Source organism: Hymenobacter frigidus (assembly GCF_014640435.1).
GTDB classification, from domain to species: Bacteria; Bacteroidota; Bacteroidia; order Cytophagales; family Hymenobacteraceae; genus Hymenobacter; species Hymenobacter frigidus.
Window position 1 is genome coordinate 63710 of the sequence record NZ_BMGY01000014.1, and the last position, 19252, is coordinate 82961.

At 57.3% G+C, this 19252-nt stretch carries 21 protein-coding genes and 1 tRNA gene; 12 read left to right on the forward strand and 10 right to left on the reverse strand.

Features of this window, described 5'->3' with window-relative positions; all coding sequences use genetic code 11:
* Positions 1-366 precede the first annotated feature (366 nt).
* On the forward strand, positions 367-1458 hold the full coding sequence (locus IEW17_RS09455; RefSeq protein ID WP_188561798.1) for a T9SS type A sorting domain-containing protein: 1092 nt from the start codon (positions 367-369) through the stop codon (positions 1456-1458).
* On the opposite strand, the gene IEW17_RS09460 is transcribed toward IEW17_RS09455, so the two are convergent.
* The 5 genes from IEW17_RS09460 to argB form a co-directional block, all read right to left on the reverse strand.
* On the reverse strand, positions 1401-1685 hold the full coding sequence (locus IEW17_RS09460; RefSeq protein ID WP_188561799.1) for a hypothetical protein: 285 nt from the start codon (positions 1683-1685) through the stop codon (positions 1401-1403). The two genes, IEW17_RS09455 and IEW17_RS09460, sit on opposite strands and share 58 nt — an antisense overlap.
* Complete coding sequence (locus IEW17_RS09465; RefSeq protein ID WP_188561800.1) at positions 1686-2438, reverse strand: TonB-dependent receptor plug domain-containing protein; 753 nt, start codon at positions 2436-2438, stop codon at positions 1686-1688.
* A gap of 603 nt (positions 2439-3041) precedes the next feature.
* Positions 3042-4358 (reverse strand): argininosuccinate lyase, encoded by a 1317-nt coding sequence (argH, locus tag IEW17_RS09470; RefSeq protein ID WP_188561801.1) that lies wholly within the window; start codon positions 4356-4358, stop codon positions 3042-3044.
* A 15-nt stretch (positions 4359-4373) separates the two neighbouring features.
* On the reverse strand, positions 4374-5441 hold the full coding sequence (locus tag IEW17_RS09475) for a M20 family metallo-hydrolase (RefSeq protein WP_188561802.1): 1068 nt from the start codon (positions 5439-5441) through the stop codon (positions 4374-4376).
* Entirely contained in the window at positions 5429-6232 is an 804-nt protein-coding gene (gene argB / locus IEW17_RS09480) for an acetylglutamate kinase (RefSeq protein WP_229748922.1), read from the reverse strand. The genes IEW17_RS09475 and argB overlap by 13 nt, the downstream gene beginning before the upstream one ends.
* A gap of 400 nt (positions 6233-6632) precedes the next feature.
* Here argB and IEW17_RS09485 point away from each other — a divergent pair, with 400 nt between their 5' ends.
* The 5 genes from IEW17_RS09485 to IEW17_RS09505 all read left to right on the forward strand — a co-directional run bounded on the left by IEW17_RS09485 (position 6633) and on the right by IEW17_RS09505 (position 11937).
* The gene (locus IEW17_RS09485; RefSeq protein ID WP_229748923.1) at positions 6633-7229 is read left to right on the forward strand and encodes a GNAT family N-acetyltransferase; all 597 of its coding nucleotides are present in this window, start codon (positions 6633-6635) and stop codon (positions 7227-7229) included.
* On the forward strand, positions 7226-8416 hold the full coding sequence (argG, locus tag IEW17_RS09490) for an argininosuccinate synthase (protein WP_188561803.1): 1191 nt from the start codon (positions 7226-7228) through the stop codon (positions 8414-8416). Before IEW17_RS09485 ends, argG begins: the two co-directional genes overlap by 4 nt.
* Positions 8406-9380 (forward strand): N-acetyl-gamma-glutamyl-phosphate reductase, encoded by a 975-nt coding sequence (gene argC, locus IEW17_RS09495; RefSeq protein ID WP_188561804.1) that lies wholly within the window; start codon positions 8406-8408, stop codon positions 9378-9380. The genes argG and argC overlap by 11 nt, the downstream gene beginning before the upstream one ends.
* Before the next feature lie 156 nt (positions 9381-9536).
* Entirely contained in the window at positions 9537-10712 is a 1176-nt protein-coding gene (locus IEW17_RS09500) for an aspartate aminotransferase family protein (RefSeq protein ID WP_188561805.1), read from the forward strand.
* Between the two features lie 280 nt (positions 10713-10992).
* Complete coding sequence (locus IEW17_RS09505; protein WP_188561806.1) at positions 10993-11937, forward strand: Rossmann-fold NAD(P)-binding domain-containing protein; 945 nt, start codon at positions 10993-10995, stop codon at positions 11935-11937.
* 208 nt (positions 11938-12145) lie between these two features.
* Here the strand turns inward: IEW17_RS09505 and IEW17_RS09510 are convergent.
* A tRNA-Lys gene (locus IEW17_RS09510) sits at positions 12146-12218 on the reverse strand.
* 325 nt (positions 12219-12543) lie between these two features.
* Between IEW17_RS09510 and IEW17_RS09515 the strand changes: the two genes are divergently transcribed.
* From IEW17_RS09515 to IEW17_RS09525, 3 genes are all read left to right on the forward strand, one after another.
* Positions 12544-13062 carry a hypothetical protein gene (locus tag IEW17_RS09515; protein ID WP_188561807.1) on the forward strand — a complete coding sequence of 173 codons (519 nt, stop codon included), beginning with the start codon at positions 12544-12546 and terminating at the stop codon, positions 13060-13062.
* A 64-nt stretch (positions 13063-13126) separates the two neighbouring features.
* Positions 13127-13951, forward strand: a complete 825-nt coding sequence (locus IEW17_RS09520) for an MOSC domain-containing protein (protein ID WP_188561808.1) — start codon at positions 13127-13129, stop codon at positions 13949-13951.
* A gap of 78 nt (positions 13952-14029) precedes the next feature.
* A complete protein-coding gene (locus IEW17_RS09525) occupies positions 14030-14707 on the forward strand; it encodes a DUF2461 domain-containing protein (protein ID WP_188561809.1) in 678 nt (225 codons plus the stop codon).
* A gap of 126 nt (positions 14708-14833) precedes the next feature.
* Here IEW17_RS09525 and IEW17_RS09530 read toward each other — a convergent pair whose 3' ends face one another.
* Entirely contained in the window at positions 14834-15457 is a 624-nt protein-coding gene (locus tag IEW17_RS09530) for a deoxynucleoside kinase (protein WP_188561810.1), read from the reverse strand.
* A gap of 264 nt (positions 15458-15721) precedes the next feature.
* Here IEW17_RS09530 and IEW17_RS09535 point away from each other — a divergent pair, with 264 nt between their 5' ends.
* Complete coding sequence (locus IEW17_RS09535) at positions 15722-16147, forward strand: STAS/SEC14 domain-containing protein (RefSeq protein WP_188561811.1); 426 nt, start codon at positions 15722-15724, stop codon at positions 16145-16147.
* Positions 16148-16158: 11 nt separating this feature from the next.
* On the opposite strand, the gene IEW17_RS09540 is transcribed toward IEW17_RS09535, so the two are convergent.
* Entirely contained in the window at positions 16159-16608 is a 450-nt protein-coding gene (locus IEW17_RS09540; RefSeq protein WP_188561812.1) for a hypothetical protein, read from the reverse strand.
* Positions 16609-16725: 117 nt separating this feature from the next.
* Here IEW17_RS09540 and IEW17_RS09545 point away from each other — a divergent pair, with 117 nt between their 5' ends.
* The gene (locus tag IEW17_RS09545) at positions 16726-17253 is read left to right on the forward strand and encodes a GNAT family N-acetyltransferase (RefSeq protein WP_188561813.1); all 528 of its coding nucleotides are present in this window, start codon (positions 16726-16728) and stop codon (positions 17251-17253) included.
* Between the two features lie 63 nt (positions 17254-17316).
* Positions 17317-17547 carry a CDGSH iron-sulfur domain-containing protein gene (locus IEW17_RS09550; protein ID WP_188561814.1) on the forward strand — a complete coding sequence of 77 codons (231 nt, stop codon included), beginning with the start codon at positions 17317-17319 and terminating at the stop codon, positions 17545-17547.
* 85 nt (positions 17548-17632) lie between these two features.
* Here the strand turns inward: IEW17_RS09550 and IEW17_RS09555 are convergent, their stop codons facing one another.
* Both IEW17_RS09555 and IEW17_RS09560 read right to left on the reverse strand, forming a co-directional pair.
* Entirely contained in the window at positions 17633-18823 is a 1191-nt protein-coding gene (locus IEW17_RS09555) for a T9SS type A sorting domain-containing protein (RefSeq protein WP_188561815.1), read from the reverse strand.
* 21 nt (positions 18824-18844) lie between these two features.
* Positions 18845-19225 carry a hypothetical protein gene (locus IEW17_RS09560; protein ID WP_188561816.1) on the reverse strand — a complete coding sequence of 127 codons (381 nt, stop codon included), beginning with the start codon at positions 19223-19225 and terminating at the stop codon, positions 18845-18847.
* Positions 19226-19252 lie beyond the last annotated feature (27 nt).

Sequence of the window (19252 nt, forward strand, 5' to 3'; positions counted from 1 at the left end):
TTACAACTTATTATTTGATTAATGAATCTTTTTTTTAATTTTGGCATTAAGCAAATAATTCCTAGCACAGGTCAACTACATCCTAATCAGCCACAGGTCAACTACATCCTAATCAGCCACAGGTCAACTACATCCTAATCAGCCATGAAAAAATACTTTACTCCTTTGATAATTAGTGCCATTTTAAATGGCTTACTCGCCTTCACGACCCAAGCTCAATGCACTTACACCGCCATTAGTGACGGGCTTTTTTCCAGTACCAGTACGTGGCGGGTAAGCTCTACTACCAATGCTACTTGTAGCGATACCCCAACTTCTAACACCGATGCCATCATTATCATAAATGGCTTCACCGTTACGCTGAATGTGAACTATGCCCTAGCCAAGGGTGGCTCCATCGACATTCAGAACAGCGGCTCGCTGATAGGCGGAGCCGACCTGATACTGGGCGACGGTAGTGGGAATCAGTCAGCGACCCAACTGACGATTGAGCCCGGGGGTACGCTGCAGGTGGCCCAACTGACAGTGAATAAAGCAACTGTTATGATAGCCAACCCGCTCAGTGCCACGGAGCCAACTTCGCTGACGACCGACTGCAATCTGGTACTAATCAATTCCTTTATCACCGACAACAGCCAAGTATTCATCAACGGCAGCGTCGACCTCACCAAAGGGGGCTCCAACAATACGCTCTGCGGTACGGGCAGCGTCCGCATTATCGGGTGTGTATTTGGTGGCAATGGGGCCGTTAGAAAGCTGGCCACCAACTGTGCCTCGTCCCTTGTTACCACGGTGTGCTCTCAGCAGCAGCAACCCCAAGGGTGCCCAGGACCGGTTTCCGGTAACAATGCTAATGAGGGGGCCTGCGATGTGCTGGTGGGTACCTGCGCACCGCTCCCCGTCGAGCTTATCCTATTCACCGCCACGAACACGGCCCAGCAGGGGGTGGCCCTGCACTGGGTAACGGCTTCAGAGAAAAACAGCCACAGCTTTGTGGTAGAGCGTTCGGCCGACGGCAAAATCTTTCATAGACTGGGCACCTTAGCCGCCGCCGGTTCCACGCAGGCCCGCACCACTTACGACCTGACCGATGAGCAGCCGCTGTCCGGCACCAGTTACTACCGCCTGCGCCAGGTAGACCTGGACGGAACCACTACCTACTCGCCGGTACGGAACGTGAAGCGGGGCCTGGCCAAGGGTGAAGGCCTAGCCGTGTACCCCGGCCGCTCGGCCCAGGAATGGGTAGTGCGCACCGCCCTACCCGCCGAAACCCTGGCGCAGGGTCCTGCCGCCGTGCGGGTATTCGATGCTTTGGGTCGCCTGCAGCAGGTGCCCTGCCCTGCCGATGCCTCCCAGACCGGCCAATGGGCCCTGGACTTACGCTCGCTGCCCACGGGCATCTACATTGTGCGGCTCATCACGGCAGCGGGCTCGTTTAGCCAGCGCATTGCGCAGTAGCCCGCAGGCAGCCAGCGCCGTATTTGCCTACGGGCAAGTACGGCGCCCTTCACGGTCAGGCTTCCGCCGGCCAACTCGTTGTTGGTGTAGAGCAGGTCGGCGGTGTTGCGCAGGCTGCTATTGTCGACGTAAAATAAGCGCCCGGTAGCGGCATCAGGGCCGTTTTTTAGCACCTGCAAGTCGCCAGCGCGGCGGCTTTCTAGGTTACCAGTGTAACCGAGCGCCACTTAACTGTGGGCATTGGGGTAGAAAAACAGGCGCGGGTGCAGGGTGAGGCTGCGCACCCGGGGCACATCCGCGAAGCCGTCGCCATCCACGTCTTTTTCCTTTTGATTGACCAGTCCCACAAACGCCGAAAAGCCCCAGCGCTGCCCCGGCCGGGCCGCAAACCCGTTTAAATCGGTTTCGCGCAGCGTGGTTTGGTTGATGCCCACGGCGTATTGCGGCGTACCGAGCGTGGGCCTTTTACTCACCAGGTTCACCAGGCCGGCAATGGCCCCGGCACCATAGAGGGTCGAATTTGAGCCTTTTATCAGCTCCACCTGCTTCAAATCGAGCGGCGGCACGGTGAGCAGCCCAAACGAGCCCGCAAAGCCGCCGTACAGCGGCACGCCATCGCGCAAAATCTGGGTGTATTGCCCTGGCAGTCCCTGCAGCCGCAAATCGAGGTTGCCGGTGGTGGGCGAAGTAGGCTGAATCTGGGCCCCGGCAATGTCGCCAAACAAGCTGGCAATGCTAGCCGGCCTGATGCTGCTTTCCTCCTCCATTTCCTCTGCGCCCAGCACCTCCACCCGGGTGGGCAGGTTCTCGATGCGCGAGTTGGTACGGGTAGCGGTCACCAGCACCTCTTCGCTCAGCGAATCCTGCAGCATTACGAGCGGGCGCTGGCTTTGGCTCCATCCTCGCCCCGGCAGCAATGCGCCAATCAGTAAGCCAAGAAAACAGACGCGGCGGTGGCAAAGGGGAAAAGCAGTAATCATGGAAACAATAAGGGGCCAGCAAACCGGCAAAATTACAATATGCCGACAGGCTTTTTAATCGCCCAAAATGTACTTATATCCGGCATGTAAGGTTTGTATTTAGCCTTCGTCTAAGTGCCCACGCATAAGTAACCGGATAAAGAAGAACGTCATTCCGAGCTTGCCGAGGAATCTCGCTCGCGCCAGTGGGCGGCGCGGATGACTCCGGCAAGATTCCTCAGCAAGCTCGGAATGACGTTCTTTTTGGTTGACTACGGTTACTTATGCGCGACTACTTAATCGGAAAATCGCAACCTTCAACGCCTTATGCCCCTACCTTCTTCACCCTCGAAGCCGGCTACAACACCCGCACCGCCGGTTTCACCGACCAGTCCACCTTCAGCGCGCAAATAGGCTACGAATTTTTCGACAAACTTTGGCTTACGGCCAGCGCCCGCACCCTCGACAACATGCGCGCTCCCAATCCCAACAGACTCAACAAAATCGGTTTGGGTGAGGGTGTGGCCTATTCCGCCGCCACCCTTGGCGCGAGCTCTAACTTCACTAAGTATATTTCCGTCACGGCCGATACCGCGGGCGGATTCGGCAAGCTCAGCATGGCGTTCAGCCCTCGTTCTTTTTTGAAAACAGCGCACTTCCCGATTTCCACCGCGCAATTTTTGCCGCGATTTCCGCCAAGCCCGGATTGTGGATGCTGCCCAAATGCGTGGTGTAAAACTCGCGGCACGGCACGTAGCTACCGTCCTCCACGGCCCGTCCCACTTGCTGATAGGCATCCCGAAATGGCACCCCTGAAACAATTAATTGGTTGATATTTTCAACCGAAAAAATTGGGTCGTATTTCGCCTGCTCAATCACACCAGCTTTAATTTGAATTTTGGGCAGCGCGAACAGAAGTATGTCCAGCAAGTCGACGAATTCCAGCATGGGTCCAAACAGCAGCTCCTTCAGCAACTGAAAATCGCGGTGGTAGCCGCTGGGCAGATTACTGGTGGCCAGAATAATATCGTTGGGCAGCGCCTGCAAGCGGTTGGCGTGCACCCGCACCAACTCAAATACGTCGGGGTTTTTCTTGTGCGGCATAATACTGGAGCCTGTCGTAAACTCCTTGGGCAGATTCACAAACCCTAAGTCCTGGCTATTGTAAAGCACCAAATCATACGCCATTTTGCCCAGCGTACCCGCCGCACCTGCAATGGCAAAAGCTAGTGTTTTCTCCGTCTTACCGCGCAGCATTTGGGCACCCACCGCACTCACAGCCAAGCTGCCAAAACCCAGTTCCCGCGTCGTCGTCTCGCGGTCAATCGGGAAGCTGCTACCAAAGCCCGCGCCCGAGCCCAACGGGTTCTGGTCGGCCACCGTGTGCGCGGCCTCAAACAGTGCTAAATCCAACAACAGATGCTCGGCGTAGGCTGAAAACCACAGCCCGAAACTACTCGGCATGGCCGCCTGGAAGTGCGTGTAACCCGGTAGCAAGTCATTTTTATGAGTTTCTGCTTTCTGTAAGAGTACTTCCACCAGCGCCAGTACTTTGGCCGAAATCCTCTCCGTGTAATCTTTGATAAACAGTTGGATGGCAGTCAGCACCTGGTCATTACGCGAGCGGGCAGTGTGAATTTTCTTGCCCGCATCACCAAATTTTTCGGTCAGGTAATACTCGATTTTGGAATGCACGTCTTCAAAGTCGTCCTCAATCTGAAACGTGCCCGCTGCCACCTGCGCCAGCAGCTCATCCAGCCCCGTAATCAGTTGCTGCCGCTCCGCGTCGGATATCAGGCCCACTTTAGCCAGCATGTTGGCCTGGGCTTTTGAGGCCAGCATATCAAACGGCGCGAGGTGCATATCCAGCACCCGGTCCTGGCCCACGGTAAATTTTTCAATGGTCTCGTTCACCGAAAACCCTTTCTCCCAAATTTTCATAGCGTGCTCTGGCAACTAAAAACTAAAATCCGTCAGCAATTCAATATAATCCCGAATTCCCGCTCGAATTTCACTCACCAGAATAAATTCATCCGGTGTGTGTGAGCGGGCACTTTCCCCCGGCCCCATTTTCAACGTCTCAAACGGCATCATTGATTGGTCCGACAGCGTTGGTGAACCATAAGCGGCCTTCCCCATTGCGATGCCCTTTCGAATCAGTGGGTGTTTTTCGCTGATGCGCGAGGAGTTTAAGTGCGTAGAGCGCGGCACAATTTCCGACTGCACATTTGCCCGAATAATAGCAACCACTTCTTGGTTCTGGTATAGCTCATTCGGGCGCACATCTACCACAAACTGGCAGCGGTCGGGCACTACGTTGTGCTGCGTGCCAGCGGTTATCTGCGTCACGGTCATTTTCACCGGGCCTAATAGCGGCGACACTTTAGGAAACGAGTACTGCCGCAACCAATTAATATCCTCCAGGGCTTTATAGAGGGCATTTTCGCCCTCGTCCCGGGCGGCATGGCCCGTTTTGCCATGAGCCGTGCCGTCTAATACAATCAGGCCCTTTTCGGCGATGGCTAAGTTCATACCGGTGGGCTCGCCCACAATTCCTAAATCAATTTTTCCGAGTTCCGGCAGCACGCTCCGAATTCCATTCGCACCCGAAATTTCTTCTTCCGCCGTGATGGCACAAATCAAATTAAACGTATTAGGCTTGTCCTGCAAATACAAAAATGCCGCCAGCAAACTCACGACCGAAGCACCCGCGTCATTACTACCCAAGCCAATTAACTTATCGCCTTCTTGCACCGCCTCAAATGGCGGGTACGTCCAGCCCAGGCCCGGCTTCACCGTGTCGTGGTGAGAGTTGAGCAATATCGTCGGCTTACCAGTATTAAAGTTGGCCGAAACGGCCCATACGTTATGCTGTTGCCGTTGCACCGCCACACCATGCGCCACCAAGAACTCCTGAATCAGTGTCGCCGCAACGCCTTCTTCACGGGAAAAAGACGGCGTTTTAATTAGCTGAGTTAATAGCCCAACGGCTTCATCGCTCAGTTGATTTATTACGTCAGACATAGCGTTGTTTTTAACTCTCCATTAATATGTAGCGCGTGTTCAACAATTACTTTTTTGACACCAAAATGCAACGCTTCAAACGCGTTTTCCAATTTTGGCAACATGCCATCAGAAATTATTTTCCGGGCTTTCAACTCATCGTAACTTTCAGGTGTTATTTTTGAAATAACGGATTGTTCGTCATTGAAATCCGCTAAAACACCGTTTTTTTCAAAACAAAAGTGTAATGCTACTGAATATTGCTGGCTCAACGATTTGGCGACTGATGCCGCGATTGTGTCAGCGTTAGTATTTAATAATTGACCTTGGCCGTCATGGGTAATTGCGCAAAAAACCGGTGTCAGGCCCAACGTCAGGAACTGGTGAATGAGGCCACCGTCGACACTAGCCTCGCTCAGGTCCCCGACAAACCCGTAGTCAACTTCACGCACGGAGCGTTTCACAGCCCGAATCACGTTGCCATCTGCTCCACTGACACCTAATGCATTAACACCATAACTTTGCAACGCAGCCACGATTTGCTTGTTGGTTTTGCCCGCGTAGTACATTGTCACCAGTTCGAGCGTGGCGGCATCGGTGATGCGGCGGCCGCTGACCATTCGCGGGGCAATGCCGAGGCGGCTCATCATTTCACTGGCCCCTTTGCCGCCGCCGTGCACAAGAATTTTCGGCCGGCTTATTTCGGAAAATAGCCGCAAGAATTCTAATAAGTCCGGCTCGTGGTCAATTATACCGCCGCCGATTTTAAATATTTTTAATTCAGGCTTCATCACTGCTTCGCATGCGCGCAAAGCCCAGGGCGGGCAGTGGCTGTTTCAAAAATTAACACCAGAAATGTTGCAGGCAAAAGTAAGGGCTTTTACCTTTGCGGCAGAATTGAACCTCTTGGTTCGGCACTTCGTTAAAACGCCGAATCGACTAATTTCCGCCATGCGCCTCCCGGTTTCTTCGTCAGCTTTGCTTGCTCCCGCCGCCTGGCCGGGGGTAGCGGGTGTGTGCGAAACGGCTTGTGCCCTGGTGCGACGACCCTAGCGGCTTCGACAGCCGCATGTTGGCCCCTGGGCCATCCCTCGTGAGCCGGGCTAGTATCCGCTCACTACTTACCGACAGGTTTGGGCTTTAGCAGGAATAACCCGCACAAAACGGGTGGTCCGGATAGCCGCGCGTCTATCCCTAAGTTTTTAATAATCAATGATAATTCGGGTTGCAACAGCAGCGGACACGCAGTTCGCTGACTTATTATGCCAATGGTACGTCGAGTCGGCCAAAACGCGGGGCACTGGCATTGCCAAGCGCGAACCGGCCTACGTGGCCCAAAAAATGGCCAGCGGCGACAGCATCATCGCCTTCGTCGACGGCGAGCTGGCCGGCTTTTGCTACATCGAAACCTTTGACGACAAGACCTTTGTCGTCAACTCTGGCCTGGTCGTAAACGCCGCTATTCGCAAGCATGGCGTGGGCCGCGCCATCAAGCAAGGCGTGTTTGATTTGTCGCGTTTGAAGTATCCGCAGGCCAAGATTTTCGGCATCACAACCAGTTTGGCGGTGATGAAAATCAACACCGATTTGGGCTACGAGCCGGTCACATTTTCCGAACTCACCGCCAGCGAAGACTTCTGGAAAGGCTGCAAAAGCTGCAAAAACTACAGCATCCTGATGGACAACGACCGCAAGCTGTGCCTCTGCACCGGCATGCTCTACGACGCGGCCGATAAGCTCGTGCAGGTTCAAATCCCCGATTTTAATACCGTCGCCTCGCAACTCGATTCTCCCAATTCTGCATCATGAAGAAAAAAGCCATACTGGCCTATAGCGGCGGCCTCGATACCTCATTCTGCGCCGTGTATTTGTCGCGCGACCTCGACCTGGAAGTACACACCGTCATCGTCAACTCCGGCGGCTTCACGGCCCAGGAATTGGCCGACATCGAGAAGCGCGCCTACGAATTGGGCTCGGTGAAGCATGAAGTAATTGACGTAACCGACCGGTTTTACCGCGACTGCCTGCGCTATTTACTATTCGGCAACGTGCTGAAAAACGATACCTACCCGCTGAGCGTGAGCGCCGAGCGCATGTTCCAGTCGCTGGCCATTGCCGAATATGCCCGCGCCAACGAGGCCGACTACATCGCGCACGGCAGCACGGGAGCCGGCAATGACCAAGTCCGTTTCGACGTGGCTTTCGCGGTTATCGCGCCCAACACGGAGGTTCTGACGCCCATCCGCGACCTGAAACTCTCGCGCCAGGCCGAGATTGAATACCTGCACCAGCAGGGATTCGAAATGAGCTGGGAAAAAGCTCGTTACTCTATTAATAAGGGCATTTGGGGCACCAGCGTGGGTGGCGTCGAAACGCTGACTTCGCACGAAGCGCTGCCGGAAAGCGCCTACCCATCGCAGTTGCAACGACAGGATTCGGAGCGCGTGGAAATCACCTTTGAGAAGGGCGAGCCGGTGGCGCTCAATGGCGAAATAATGAATCCCATCGCCCTGATTCAGAAGCTGAACGAATCAGGTTCGGCCTTCGCCATCGGCCGCGACACGCACGTGGGCGACACCATTCTGGGCATCAAGGGCCGCGTGGGTTTTGAGGCGCCCGCGCCGCTTATCCTCATCAAGGCGCACCACTTGCTGGAGAAGCACACCAGCACCCGCTGGCAGCTGCTGCACAAGGACTACATCGCCAACTGGTACGGTACGCTCCTCCATGAGGCTCAATACCTTGACCCGGTGATGCGCGATATGGAAGCCTTCCTGGAATCGTCGCAGAACCACGTTTCGGGTAAGGTATTCGTCAACCTCAAGCCGTATCGATTTGAGCTGCTCGGCATCGAGTCCAGGTATGATATGATGCAGTCGAAAGTGGCTACCTACGGCGAGGAAAATAACGCCTGGGATGCCCGCGACGCCCGGGGTTTCATCAAGATTTTCGGCAACCAGCTGAAGATTAGCGCCAGCCTCAACGATGAAAATTAAGGTCGGCATCGTGGGCGGGGCCGGCTACACGGCCGGCGAGCTCATCCGCATTCTGCTGCACCACGAATTTGTGGAATTGGGCGGCATCGTCAGCTCGTCGAACGCGGGCAACCCGGTGCATCTGGTGCACGACGACCTGGTAGGCGAAACCGACCTGGCTTTTACGTCTGAACTGGCTGGTGATGAGGACGTGGTGTTTCTGTGCCTCGGGCACGGCAATTCCAAATCATGGCTGCATAAAACCGTCTTGCCAGCCACCACGCACGTCATCGACCTGAGCAACGATTTCCGCCTGAATGCGGATGCCGAGTTTGAAGGCCGCGAGTTCGTGTACGGCCTGCCGGAGCTGAACCGGAGCCGCATCCAGCAGGCCCAGAGCATTGCCAATCCCGGCTGTTTCGCCACGGCCATTCAGTTGGCGCTGCTGCCGCTGGCCGGTAAGCTCACCAACGATATCCACGTTTCGGCCATTACCGGCTCGACTGGCGCGGGCCAGAGCCTCTCGGAAACGGTGCATTTTTCGTGGCGCACCAACAACGTGTCCATCTACAAGCCTTTCACGCACCAGCACCTCGGCGAAATCGGCGAGAGCCTGGCGCAGCTCCAGCCGCAATCAGAGGCCGAGATTCACTTTATCCCTTACCGCGGCAATTTCTCGCGGGGCATTTTCGCCAGCGTCTACACGCCGTCGGATTTAACGCAGGATGAGGCACGGGAGCTGTATAAGCAGTTTTACGCTGACGCGCCGTTCACTACGGTTTCGGATAAAGAAATTCATTTGAAGCAGGTGGTAAATACCAACAAATGCCTGCTGCACGTGCAGAAGCAAGGCAAGCAGTTATTGGTTACGTCGGTAATTGATAATTTGGTGAAGGGTGCTTCGGGCCAGGCAGTGCAAAATATGAACTTGATTTTTGGGCTGCCGGAAACGACGGGTCTGAATTTGAAAGCGGGGCTTTTGTAATGCAACACCTCAACGTCATGCCGAGCGCAGCCGAGGCATCTCGCTTGTGGTAGTAATCAAAAACCGTTGCGACAATTGATTTAGTAATGCACGCGAGATGCCTCGGCTACGCTCGGCATGACGTTCTTAATTCAGGCTTAAACAGCTCAAAAAACCATGGAGCTTTTCAACGTTTATCCGCTCGTCAACATCACGCCCGTGCGGGCGCTCGGTGCGAAGCTGTGGGACGACCAGGGCCAGGAATACCTGGATTTCTATGGCGGCCACGCCGTTATTTCCATCGGCCACAGCCACCCGCACTACGTGCAGCGCCTCACCGAGCAGCTGCAGAACATTGGCTTCTACTCCAACTCAGTACAGATTCCGATTCAGACGCAGCTGGCGCACAAGCTGGGCCAGGTATCGGGCTATAAGGATTACGCGCTGTTTCTGTGCAACTCGGGGGCCGAGGCCAATGAGAATGCGCTGAAACTGGCCTCCTTCCACACCGGCAAAACCCGCGTGGTGGCGTTTAAGGGCGCGTTTCACGGCCGCACCTCGGGCGCGGTAGCGGCCACAGATAACCCGAAAATCGTGGCGCCTTTCAACGCCGGCCACGCCATTTCCTTCGTTGATTACGACCTGCGGGCGGTGGCCGAAATCCTGCGCGGCGGCGACGTGTGCGCCGTTATCGTGGAGCCGATTCAGGGCGTGGCCGGCATCATCATGCCTTCCGATGAGTTTTTGCAAGGCCTGGCACTGCTCTGCGGGGCACACAACATCATCCTGATTGCCGACGAGGTGCAGAGCGGCTACGGACGCAGCGGCAAGTTTTTTGCCCACCAGCACGCCGGCATTCGGCCCGATATTATTGCCGTGGCCAAGGGCATGGGCAACGGCTTCCCCATCGGCGGCATTCTGATTTCGCCCGCGCTCAAAGCCTCCTATGGCCTGCTGGGCACCACTTTCGGCGGCAATCACTTAGCCTGCGCCGCCGCCCTGGCCGTGCTCGAAGTTATTGAAGAGGAAAACCTACTAGCCCACGCCACCGAACTGGGCGAGTATCTGCGCCAGGAATTACTGGCCCACGCCGGGGCCGAAGAAATCCGGGGCCGGGGCCTCATGGTGGGCATCAAATACAGCTTCCCCATCAAGGAGGTGCGCGACAAGTTGCTCTCGGAGTTCCACATTTTCGTAGGTAATGCGTCGGACCCCACGGTACTGCGGCTGCTGCCGCCGCTGAATATCACGAAGGCGGAGGTTGACCGGTTTTTGGGGGCGCTGGTTGCGTTGACCAACGAAACCTCACCCCCTAGCCCCCTCTCCCGTGGAGAGGGGGGACTAAGTACCTAGACAAAATTAAACGAGGTGGCGGTGGTCTGAAGCAGGATAAAAACCAAAATTTAATCAATTAGTCGAGAAGCAGAACACGCTTTTGGGGAGCAGTAAAAGCCGCTTTTTCGAAAGCCGCTTTGGTATCATCAGATTCAAAATCATCTCGCTTTAGACCACCGCCCTCATTTTATGTATCTGAGAAGCCAATGAGTCGAGCGTTATCAGATGATGCGCTACCTGAGAATCCTCTTCAAAACTCTATTCAAGCCACAGTAATAAAGCAGGTTGTTTAGATGCCATGAAAAACTTCACCTCTTTCGCCGATGCGGGCGACTACAAAGCCCTCTTGCAGCAAGCCCTGGAAATCAAGGCCAACCCCTACGGCTACCAGCACATCGGGCGCAACAAAACCGTGGGGTTGATTTTTTTTAACCCCAGCCTGCGCACCCGGCTTAGCTCCATTAAGGCGGCCTACAACCTGGGCGCGCAAGCCTGGGTACTCAACGCCGGGGCCGACTCCTGGACCCTGGAAATGTCCGACGGCGCGGTGATGAACGGCGGCACCCAGGAGCACATCAAGGACGCCATTGCGGTGATGAGCGAGTACTGCGACGTGCTGGGCGTGCGCACGTTTCCTACGCTCAAGGACAAGGCGGAGGACTACGGCGAAGTCGTCTTCAACAAGATTCTGCAATACGCTACGGTGCCCGTCATCAGCCTGGAAAGCGCCACCCTGCACCCCTTACAGTCATTTGCCGACCTCATTACGGTGGCCGAAACCAAACAGAAGGAGCGCGTGAAAGTGGTGCTTACCTGGGCCCCGCACGTACGCGCCCTGCCCCAATGCGTGCCCAACTCCTTCTGTGACTGGTTTTCGGAAGTCGATTGGGTTGATTTCGTCATTACCCACCCCGAGGGCTACGAGCTGGACCCTAAATTCACCAAAGGTGCCCGCATCGAATACGACCAGAAAAAGGCGTTGGAAGGCGCAGACTACGTGCAGGCCAAGAACTGGAGCAGCTACCTCGATTACGGCCAGGTGCTCCAAAACGACCCCGCCTGGATGCTCACTCCCGCTCACATGGCCCTGACCAGCGACGCCAAATTCCTGCACTGCTTGCCCGTGCGCCGCAACGTGGAAGTGTCCGACGCTGTGCTCGACGCACCCGGCTCGCTCATTATTCAGGAAGCCGGCAACCGCACCTTCTCCATGCAAACCGTGCTGCACGAGTTGCTGAAGTAGCTGTTTGCAAGTAAATGCAGCCAAGGCCTACCCCGTAATCTAAAATTTTTCATATCTGAAAGACCATACCCAGCCAATTATCACGGCGGGGGATGGGCTTTTTCGTACACCTGCCACTATCCAATCCCGGCCTGAAAAGTAGCGGCAGCTGAAGCCCCCAAACACCACGAAAAAGCCCCATTCTGTTTCCAGAATGGGGCTTTTGCTGTGATCCCGCTGGGATTCGAACCCAGGACCCGTACATTAAAAGTGTACTGCTCTACCAGCTGAGCTACAGAATCGGTACCTTGCACCTTGGAAGGGCGTTTCCTTCTTTGGTGGCACAAAAGTACTATAGCCTCCTGGACTACACAACCCCGACTTTAAAAAAAGTCTCTCCCTCTTTCCGTGCGAAGCTTTTTCTTCCTCTTAATCTTACTGCCTCTCTGTAGCTTGGGTGCAAATCCAACTGCCAAAAAAAAATCACAAATCAGTACGTCGGCGGCACCCGAAGGCTTACGGCGGGCCGATTCGTTGTTCTCGGCGGGGCAATATGAGGCATCGGGGCCTGTTTATCGGCAGCAAGTGTGGGAAAACAGGCGGGCTTCCCCGCAAGTGCTGCTTAAAATGGCCTACGTTCAGCAGCAGTTAGGCCACTACCCGGCTGCCTTGCTGTACTTAAGCTTGGCCCAGGCCCGCCAACCACGGGTGCGCACCTGGCGGCAAATGACTGCCTTGGCCACTCAGCAACGCTTGGTGGGCTACCCAGCCACCTGGCAGCAAGACCTAAGAGTGCAGGCGCAACGCTACTACTACCCGGGCCTGCAGGTGCTGCTGGGTGCGGCCGTGGTGATAGCCGTGTGGCTGCTGTGGCGGCGTAGCCCCCGGGGGGCCTGGCTGGGCTACGCCGCCTACGTGGCCATGGTGGGCACTTACCTGCATTTCCTGCACCCCAAACCGGTGGGGCTGGTGGCCCGGCCGGGCGCGGCGCTCATGGCCGGCCCTAGCGCGGGAGCCGCGTGGCTCAGCACGGCCGCCCTGGGCGACCGGCTGCCGGTGCTAGGCCACCAGGATATCTGGTACCGGGTGGAGTGGCAGCGCCAGGTAGCTTTCGTACGCGGGGCCGACTTATTGGTGGTAGAATAACCGGCCGCACCACTTGGGCCCACGCATTGCGGCGAGTTAAATAGTTGCTGGTACTTTTATACCCATGTCTGCTTCCCTTACCCTTACTGGCCTGTACCTCTACCCTGTAAAGTCCCTCGGGGGCTATGCGGTGCCCGAGGCCAATGTGACTGCCCGGGGCCTGCGGCACGACCGCCGCTGGCTGCTCGTGGACGAGCGCAACCGCTTCATGACGCAGCGCCAGCAGCCTGAGCTGGCCCTGCTGGCCGTAGCCCCGGCCTACAACGGCTTTTTGCTGAGCCACCGCCAGCGGCCCGATTTGCTGCCCTTATTCATTCCCTTTGAAGCAACGCCCGACCGCACGCTGTTCGTCACCATCTGGGATGACATGGCGTGGGCCTGGCGCGGTACCCCCGAGGCCGATGAGTGGCTGGCCGAAGCCCTGGGCCGCCCCTGCCGCTTGGTGTATATGTCCGATATGGTGCGGCGCGATGTGGAGCCGGAACACAATCCCGAAGGCCAGCTCGTGAGCTTTGCCGACGGCTACCCTTTCCTGTTGATTGGCGAAGCCGCTCTAAATGACCTGAACGCCCGCCTGGCCCAGCCGGTACTTATGAACCGCTTCCGGCCCAACCTAGTGTTTGGCGGCGGCACCCCATACGACGACGACAACTGGGAGGAGTTTGCTGTTGGCGGCGTACCGTTTCGGGCGGTGCGGGGCTGCGGCCGCTGCGTACTCACGACTATCGACCAACAGACGGCCGCTAAAAGCCCCGTTGGCGAGCCCCTGCGCACGCTGGCCACCTACCGCATGGCCGAAAGCAGCACGCTGTTTGGCCAGAACGTGACTGGCCCCGGTCAGGGCCGCCTGCGGGTGGGCGATGCCGTGACGGTGCTCAGTCGGAAATAGCCGCATTCCAACCGGGGCGCAACTTGGCAGCCTACAGGTGCGTTCTGCTGGGCCGGAGCTACTCACACCGGTATTCGCATGGATTTAGCGTACCTATTGGACTTTATGGCCCGGCTCGCGGCCAACAATACCACGGCCTGGATGGCCGAGCATCGCCCCGACTACCAGCGTGCCCGCGCCGCCTGCACCGAGCTGGTGCGCCAGGTACTGACCCAGGCAGCCGCCACCGACCCCGACCTGGCGCAGCTCACGACCACTGACGTCCTGTTTCGGCTGCATAAAAACGACCGGGCCCACCGCGACCCTGAGCCCTACAAGCGGCGCATGGGCGCGGGCCTGAAGCGTGGGGGCCGCCACGCCCCCCGCGCCGGGTATTTTCTGGCCATTCAGCCCGAGGGGCAGAGTTGGCTGGGGGCGGGCACATTCCATCCCACTCCGTCTATGCTGGCGGCCATGCGTCAGGAAATCCACTACAACGGGGCCGAGTTTCATCGGCGGCGGGAGGGGCCGGAACTGCTGCGCTACTTTCCTGCGGGCCTCGACACCACGGGCCTGCAGCTGACCCGCCCGCCCCGCGGCTACGCGGCCACCGACCCGGACCTGGCATGGCTGCGGCTGAAAACCCTGGGCCTGAATCGGTTTTATAGTGATGCAGAGGTACTGGCCCCGGATTTTGTGGCGCAGGTAGTGGCGGCCATTGCCGCCGCCCGGCCCTTGGTCGACTTTCTTAACGAAGCGCTGCCAGATTTGGAGTAGTGAAACTGCTGCGCTACACGCCCTTGGTGCAGCGGCACAGCGTATTGGGCCGCTACTCTGTTCTTTCAAACCAAAAAAGGACGCCAGGCTTCCCCAACGTCCTTTTTTACCTGCTGCTGCACGCTCTTAGAAGAGCCCGAACAAGGTGTTGTTAATCTTGTCGACGATGGTGCCCAGGTCTTCGGGGTTGTGCACGTAATCGAGCTCGTTCACGTCTACGATGAGGCAGCGGCCGGCGCTGTAGCCGGCTATCCACTTCTCGTAATGCTCGTTGAGGCTTTTGAGGTATTCGATGCTGATGCTGTTCTCGTAGTCTCGGCCGCGCTTCTCAATTTGGCTGACGAGCTTGGGCAGGTCGGCACGGAGGTAGAGCAGCAAATCGGGCGGGGCCACCAGGTCAATCATCGACTCGAACAGCGCGTAGTAGTTGTTGTAGTCGCGGGTTTCGAGCAGGCCCGACTCGTGCAGGTTGGCCGCGAAAATGTGGGCATCCTCGTAGATGGTGCGGTCCTGAATGATGCCCCGCCCCGCCTTTTGCAGCTCCTTGATGTGCTGGGTCTGGCGGAAACGGCCATTGAGAAAATACACCTGCAGGTGAAAAGCCCAGCGGGGCATATCGTGGTAAAAATCCTTCAGGTAAGGATTGTCGTCCACGTCTTCCAAAAATACTTCCCAGCGAAAATGCTGAGCCAACTTATGAGCCAGCGTGGTTTTGCCAGCCCCAATGTTGCCGACGATGGCAATGTGCATGCGCTAAAGAATAATAAATACGGGAGAAAGCCCGACTTCAAAGATAGTACCGGTCCACCGTAATTGGCTCAGAAGCTGTTTGATGTTAATAAAACGGTCATGCTCATCTGGCGTCCGCTTGTCGAAGCATCTCTACCGCTTCGACAAGCGGACGCCAGATGAGCACGACCATTTCAAAATGATTCTAGCTAACTCAGACAGCTTCTCAGACAAATAATACAGGCAATAGTCGGTATGTTTGGGATTCTGTATTCCGCCGCTATTATGATTACCGCCGACGCAATTCCCTTGCTCACGCTGTCCGACAGCTATGGTGCCCCCCTGGCCGAGTACTACTTTTTTCCCCAACATTCGTTTCTATATGTTCGCTGGCACGGCAATCTTACTGCTGCGGAGGTCATTCGGGGTGTAATAAAGGGAACGCAATGTCTGAAAAAACACAGTTTTACGCGGGTGCTCAACGACAAGCGCGACGCTACCGGCGACTGGAGCGAAGCGCTGCCCTGGCTGCAATACGAGTGGATGCCCCAAGCCGTAAAGGTTGGCATCAAAGCAATTGCCTACATCCTCTCCCCTTCGCTGGAGGCCCAGATTGTGAGCCAGGAGTTTGTAGAAGCCATGCGAAACCAGATTCATATCGCGCTGTTTTCGAATGAAAAAGACGCCCAGCACTGGCTAGAGGCACAATGAGTCGGCCGGGGCTATTCGAGTGAGTCAGTAACCCGACGTGCCCCGCGTAGGGCGTGGAACTCGCCCTGGAGGGAACGAATGCGCACCCGCTCTTCCAGCGGCAGGTCGGTGCGCACCGCCTCATAACGCTGGTTGAGCCGGGCCAGCACCCGCCCGGCGGCGTCCCAGTCCTGGGAGCGCCAGCGGCGGCGCTCGTCGCGCGTGGTGCTGATAAAATGGTCGTAGAGGTCGGGCAGCTGGTCGGCCGAGGTTTGGGCCAGGTTCACGTCGGCATTGAGCAGGCGCTGTTGCGCGGCGTCGGCGGCCGAGGCGGTGCGCCTGTCAGCGGCTTGGTGGGTGCGGGCGCTGGATTTGCTGGAGGGCTCGCGGCGGCGCAGGCTATCGGCAACAGGGGCGCGGGGTTGGGCCTGGCTGGCAAAGCCAAGACTGGTGAGCAGCACCAGGAATGAAGCAGATTTCATCGTAATTCGGAATAAGGGTGGCGAAAACAGGCCTCATAACGCACGGGGCCGGCCATCCGTATCGGAGCGGGCGGCTTGGTTTCAGTTTTTTCGCCCCAATTTCGTGTTTTACCGCTTATGACTTCTGACGCCCCTACCGCGCCGCCGCGCATTGAGCCCGCCACGCTCAACGACATCCCGACCATTATCAAGCTGGCCGAAGCCACCTGGGAGCCCACCTACCGGTTCATCATCTCGGGCGAGCAGCTGGAGTATATGTACCGGGTTATTTATTCGCCGGCTTCGCTGAAGCGGCAAATCACGGAGAAACACCACTCGTTTTTGCTGGCCTACGTGGCGGACGAGCCGGCGGGGTTCGCCTCGTTCAGCCCGCTGCCGGCCGCAGAAGATGACGCGGCCGGCTTCAAGCTGCACAAGATTTACGTGCTGCCTACCAAGCAAGGCCAGGGCCTGGGCCTGCACCTGATTGAGGCCGTAGAAAACGCCGCCCGCCAGGCTGGCGGCCAGTTTCTGGACTTGAACGTGAACCGCTACAATCCCGCCATTGCGTTTTACGAGCGGCGCGGCTTTGCCCGCCATAGTGAAGTAGACGTACCCATTGGACCGTATTTCATGAACGACTACGTAATGCGGAAGGAGCTGTAGTTCTGCAATTTGCTGCTCACGCTGATTTTTAATTTTTAATTCTCAATTTTTAATTCTTTTCTCATGGCCACCAAACTCACTGTCCTTTCCAACGGCTCGCTCCGCGTAGAGGGCGAAGACATCGAACTAGTTGACGCCGACGGCCAGCCGTACGGCCTCGGCGGCCGCCAGCGCATCAGCATCTGCCGCTGCGGCCTCTCCAAGCAAAAGCCCTTCTGCGACGGCTCGCACAAAGGCCATTTTGAGCACGCCGCCGTGGCGTTTGATTTGCCCGCACCCAAGCCCGCCTTGTAATTCAGACACTTGCGCAATAGAAAAGCCCGCTGACCAATTGGCCAGCAGGCTTTTTGCTATCGCAGAAAAATCGAATTCAAACCCCTTACTCCACCACCAGGCGCTGCGTGACCTGGCCGCAGCTCACCATGTACACGCCGGCGGGCAGGCCGCGCAGGTCCAGCGTGGCATCGGGGCCGGCCGGGGCGGGGTAGCGCCGCACGATGCGGCCCAGCGCATCGGTGAGGAGGAGGGGCAGGCGGGGGGTGCCGGCGGGCAGGCGCAGCGTGGCCGTGCCGTGGGCCGGGTTGGGGAAGAGGGCGACGGGCGCGGTGCGAGCTGATGCTTTAGCTGCCAGCGGGGCGTTGGGGTCGTAGATGCCAAAATGGGCCATGGCCTTGCCGCCGTCACCGGTGGTAGTGAATTCCCCCCCGACGTAGAGTTGACCGTTGGTGCCCAAGGCCAAAGCATCAACATAACTATTGAGCCCGGTGCCCAAAGTATTCCAGGTGGTACCATTCCACCGAGTCACATTATTGGTTACAACTCCGCTGGACTGAAGGAACCTACCGCCGACATACAGGTCCCCATTATTAGCCAGTGCTAAGGAACGAACGGCAGCCCGCCCCCCGTTTACCCCGTTGGTTAGGCCAGTGCCCAGCGTACTCCAAGCGGTACCATCCCACTTGGCAATGTGGTTGACCACAACGCCGCCGGCCTGCTCGAATACGCCGGCCATGTACACGACACCGTTGCGGGCCAGTGCCAAGGCCAAGCCACTGTTGCCAAACCCCCCACCCGTACCAGCACCCAGGGCACTCCAAACGCTGCCGTCCCACTTGGCAATGTGATTGACCGTGATTGCACCAGCTCCTATGAATTCGCCGGTCATATATAAGTCCCCATTGCCAGCCACGGCTAGTGCATGAACAGTACCGCTTACGCCGTTGGCGACACCCGTGCCCAGGCTACTCCAAGCTGTACCGTTCCATTTAGCCACGTTTTCGGCAACCCTGCCCCCCGCAAAGCGGAATGAACCGCCCACATACAGGTCGCCATTACTGGCAAAGGCAAAGTCAATGACGCTGCCAGCGGGCCTCGAACCAATGCGGTAGTATACGCCGTTGGCGGTGCCCGTGCCCAAACTGCTCCAAACCGCGCCGTCCCATTTGGCCACATAATTGGCAGTAATCCCGCCGGCTGTTCTGAATCCACCGCCCACGTACACGTCGCCATTGCTAGCTAAAGCCAGCGCACTGACGGCATCATTCACGCCGTTGGCGGTGCCCGTGCCCAAACTGCTCCAAACGGTGCCGTTTTATTTGGCCACGTTGTTTGCCACAATCCCACCAGCCTGGGTAAAGCTTCCACCTGCATACACGTCACCGTTGCTGGCTACTGCTATCACTGCAACATCATCGTCCATCCCATTGCCAGGCAGCCCAAACCCGCTCTGCCACCGCTCGTCGCCGGGCCCCAAGGTGCCCGCCGGCCAAAATGTGGGCCGGCCATTCGGCCCAGTGCCCACCCGAAACTGCCGAGCATCGAACGAACCGGCCGCACCAGCTTTCAGCGTACCATCGGAGTTCAGAACTTCGGCCAACGACTGGCCGGTGGGTGAGGCAGCCGCCACGGACGAGCCGCAGAGGCCCAGTAGCACCAGCAGCGACAGTAGCAATCGGGAGAAGCAGTTATTCATCGTTGAAAAAGAAAGGGTTGAAAAGCG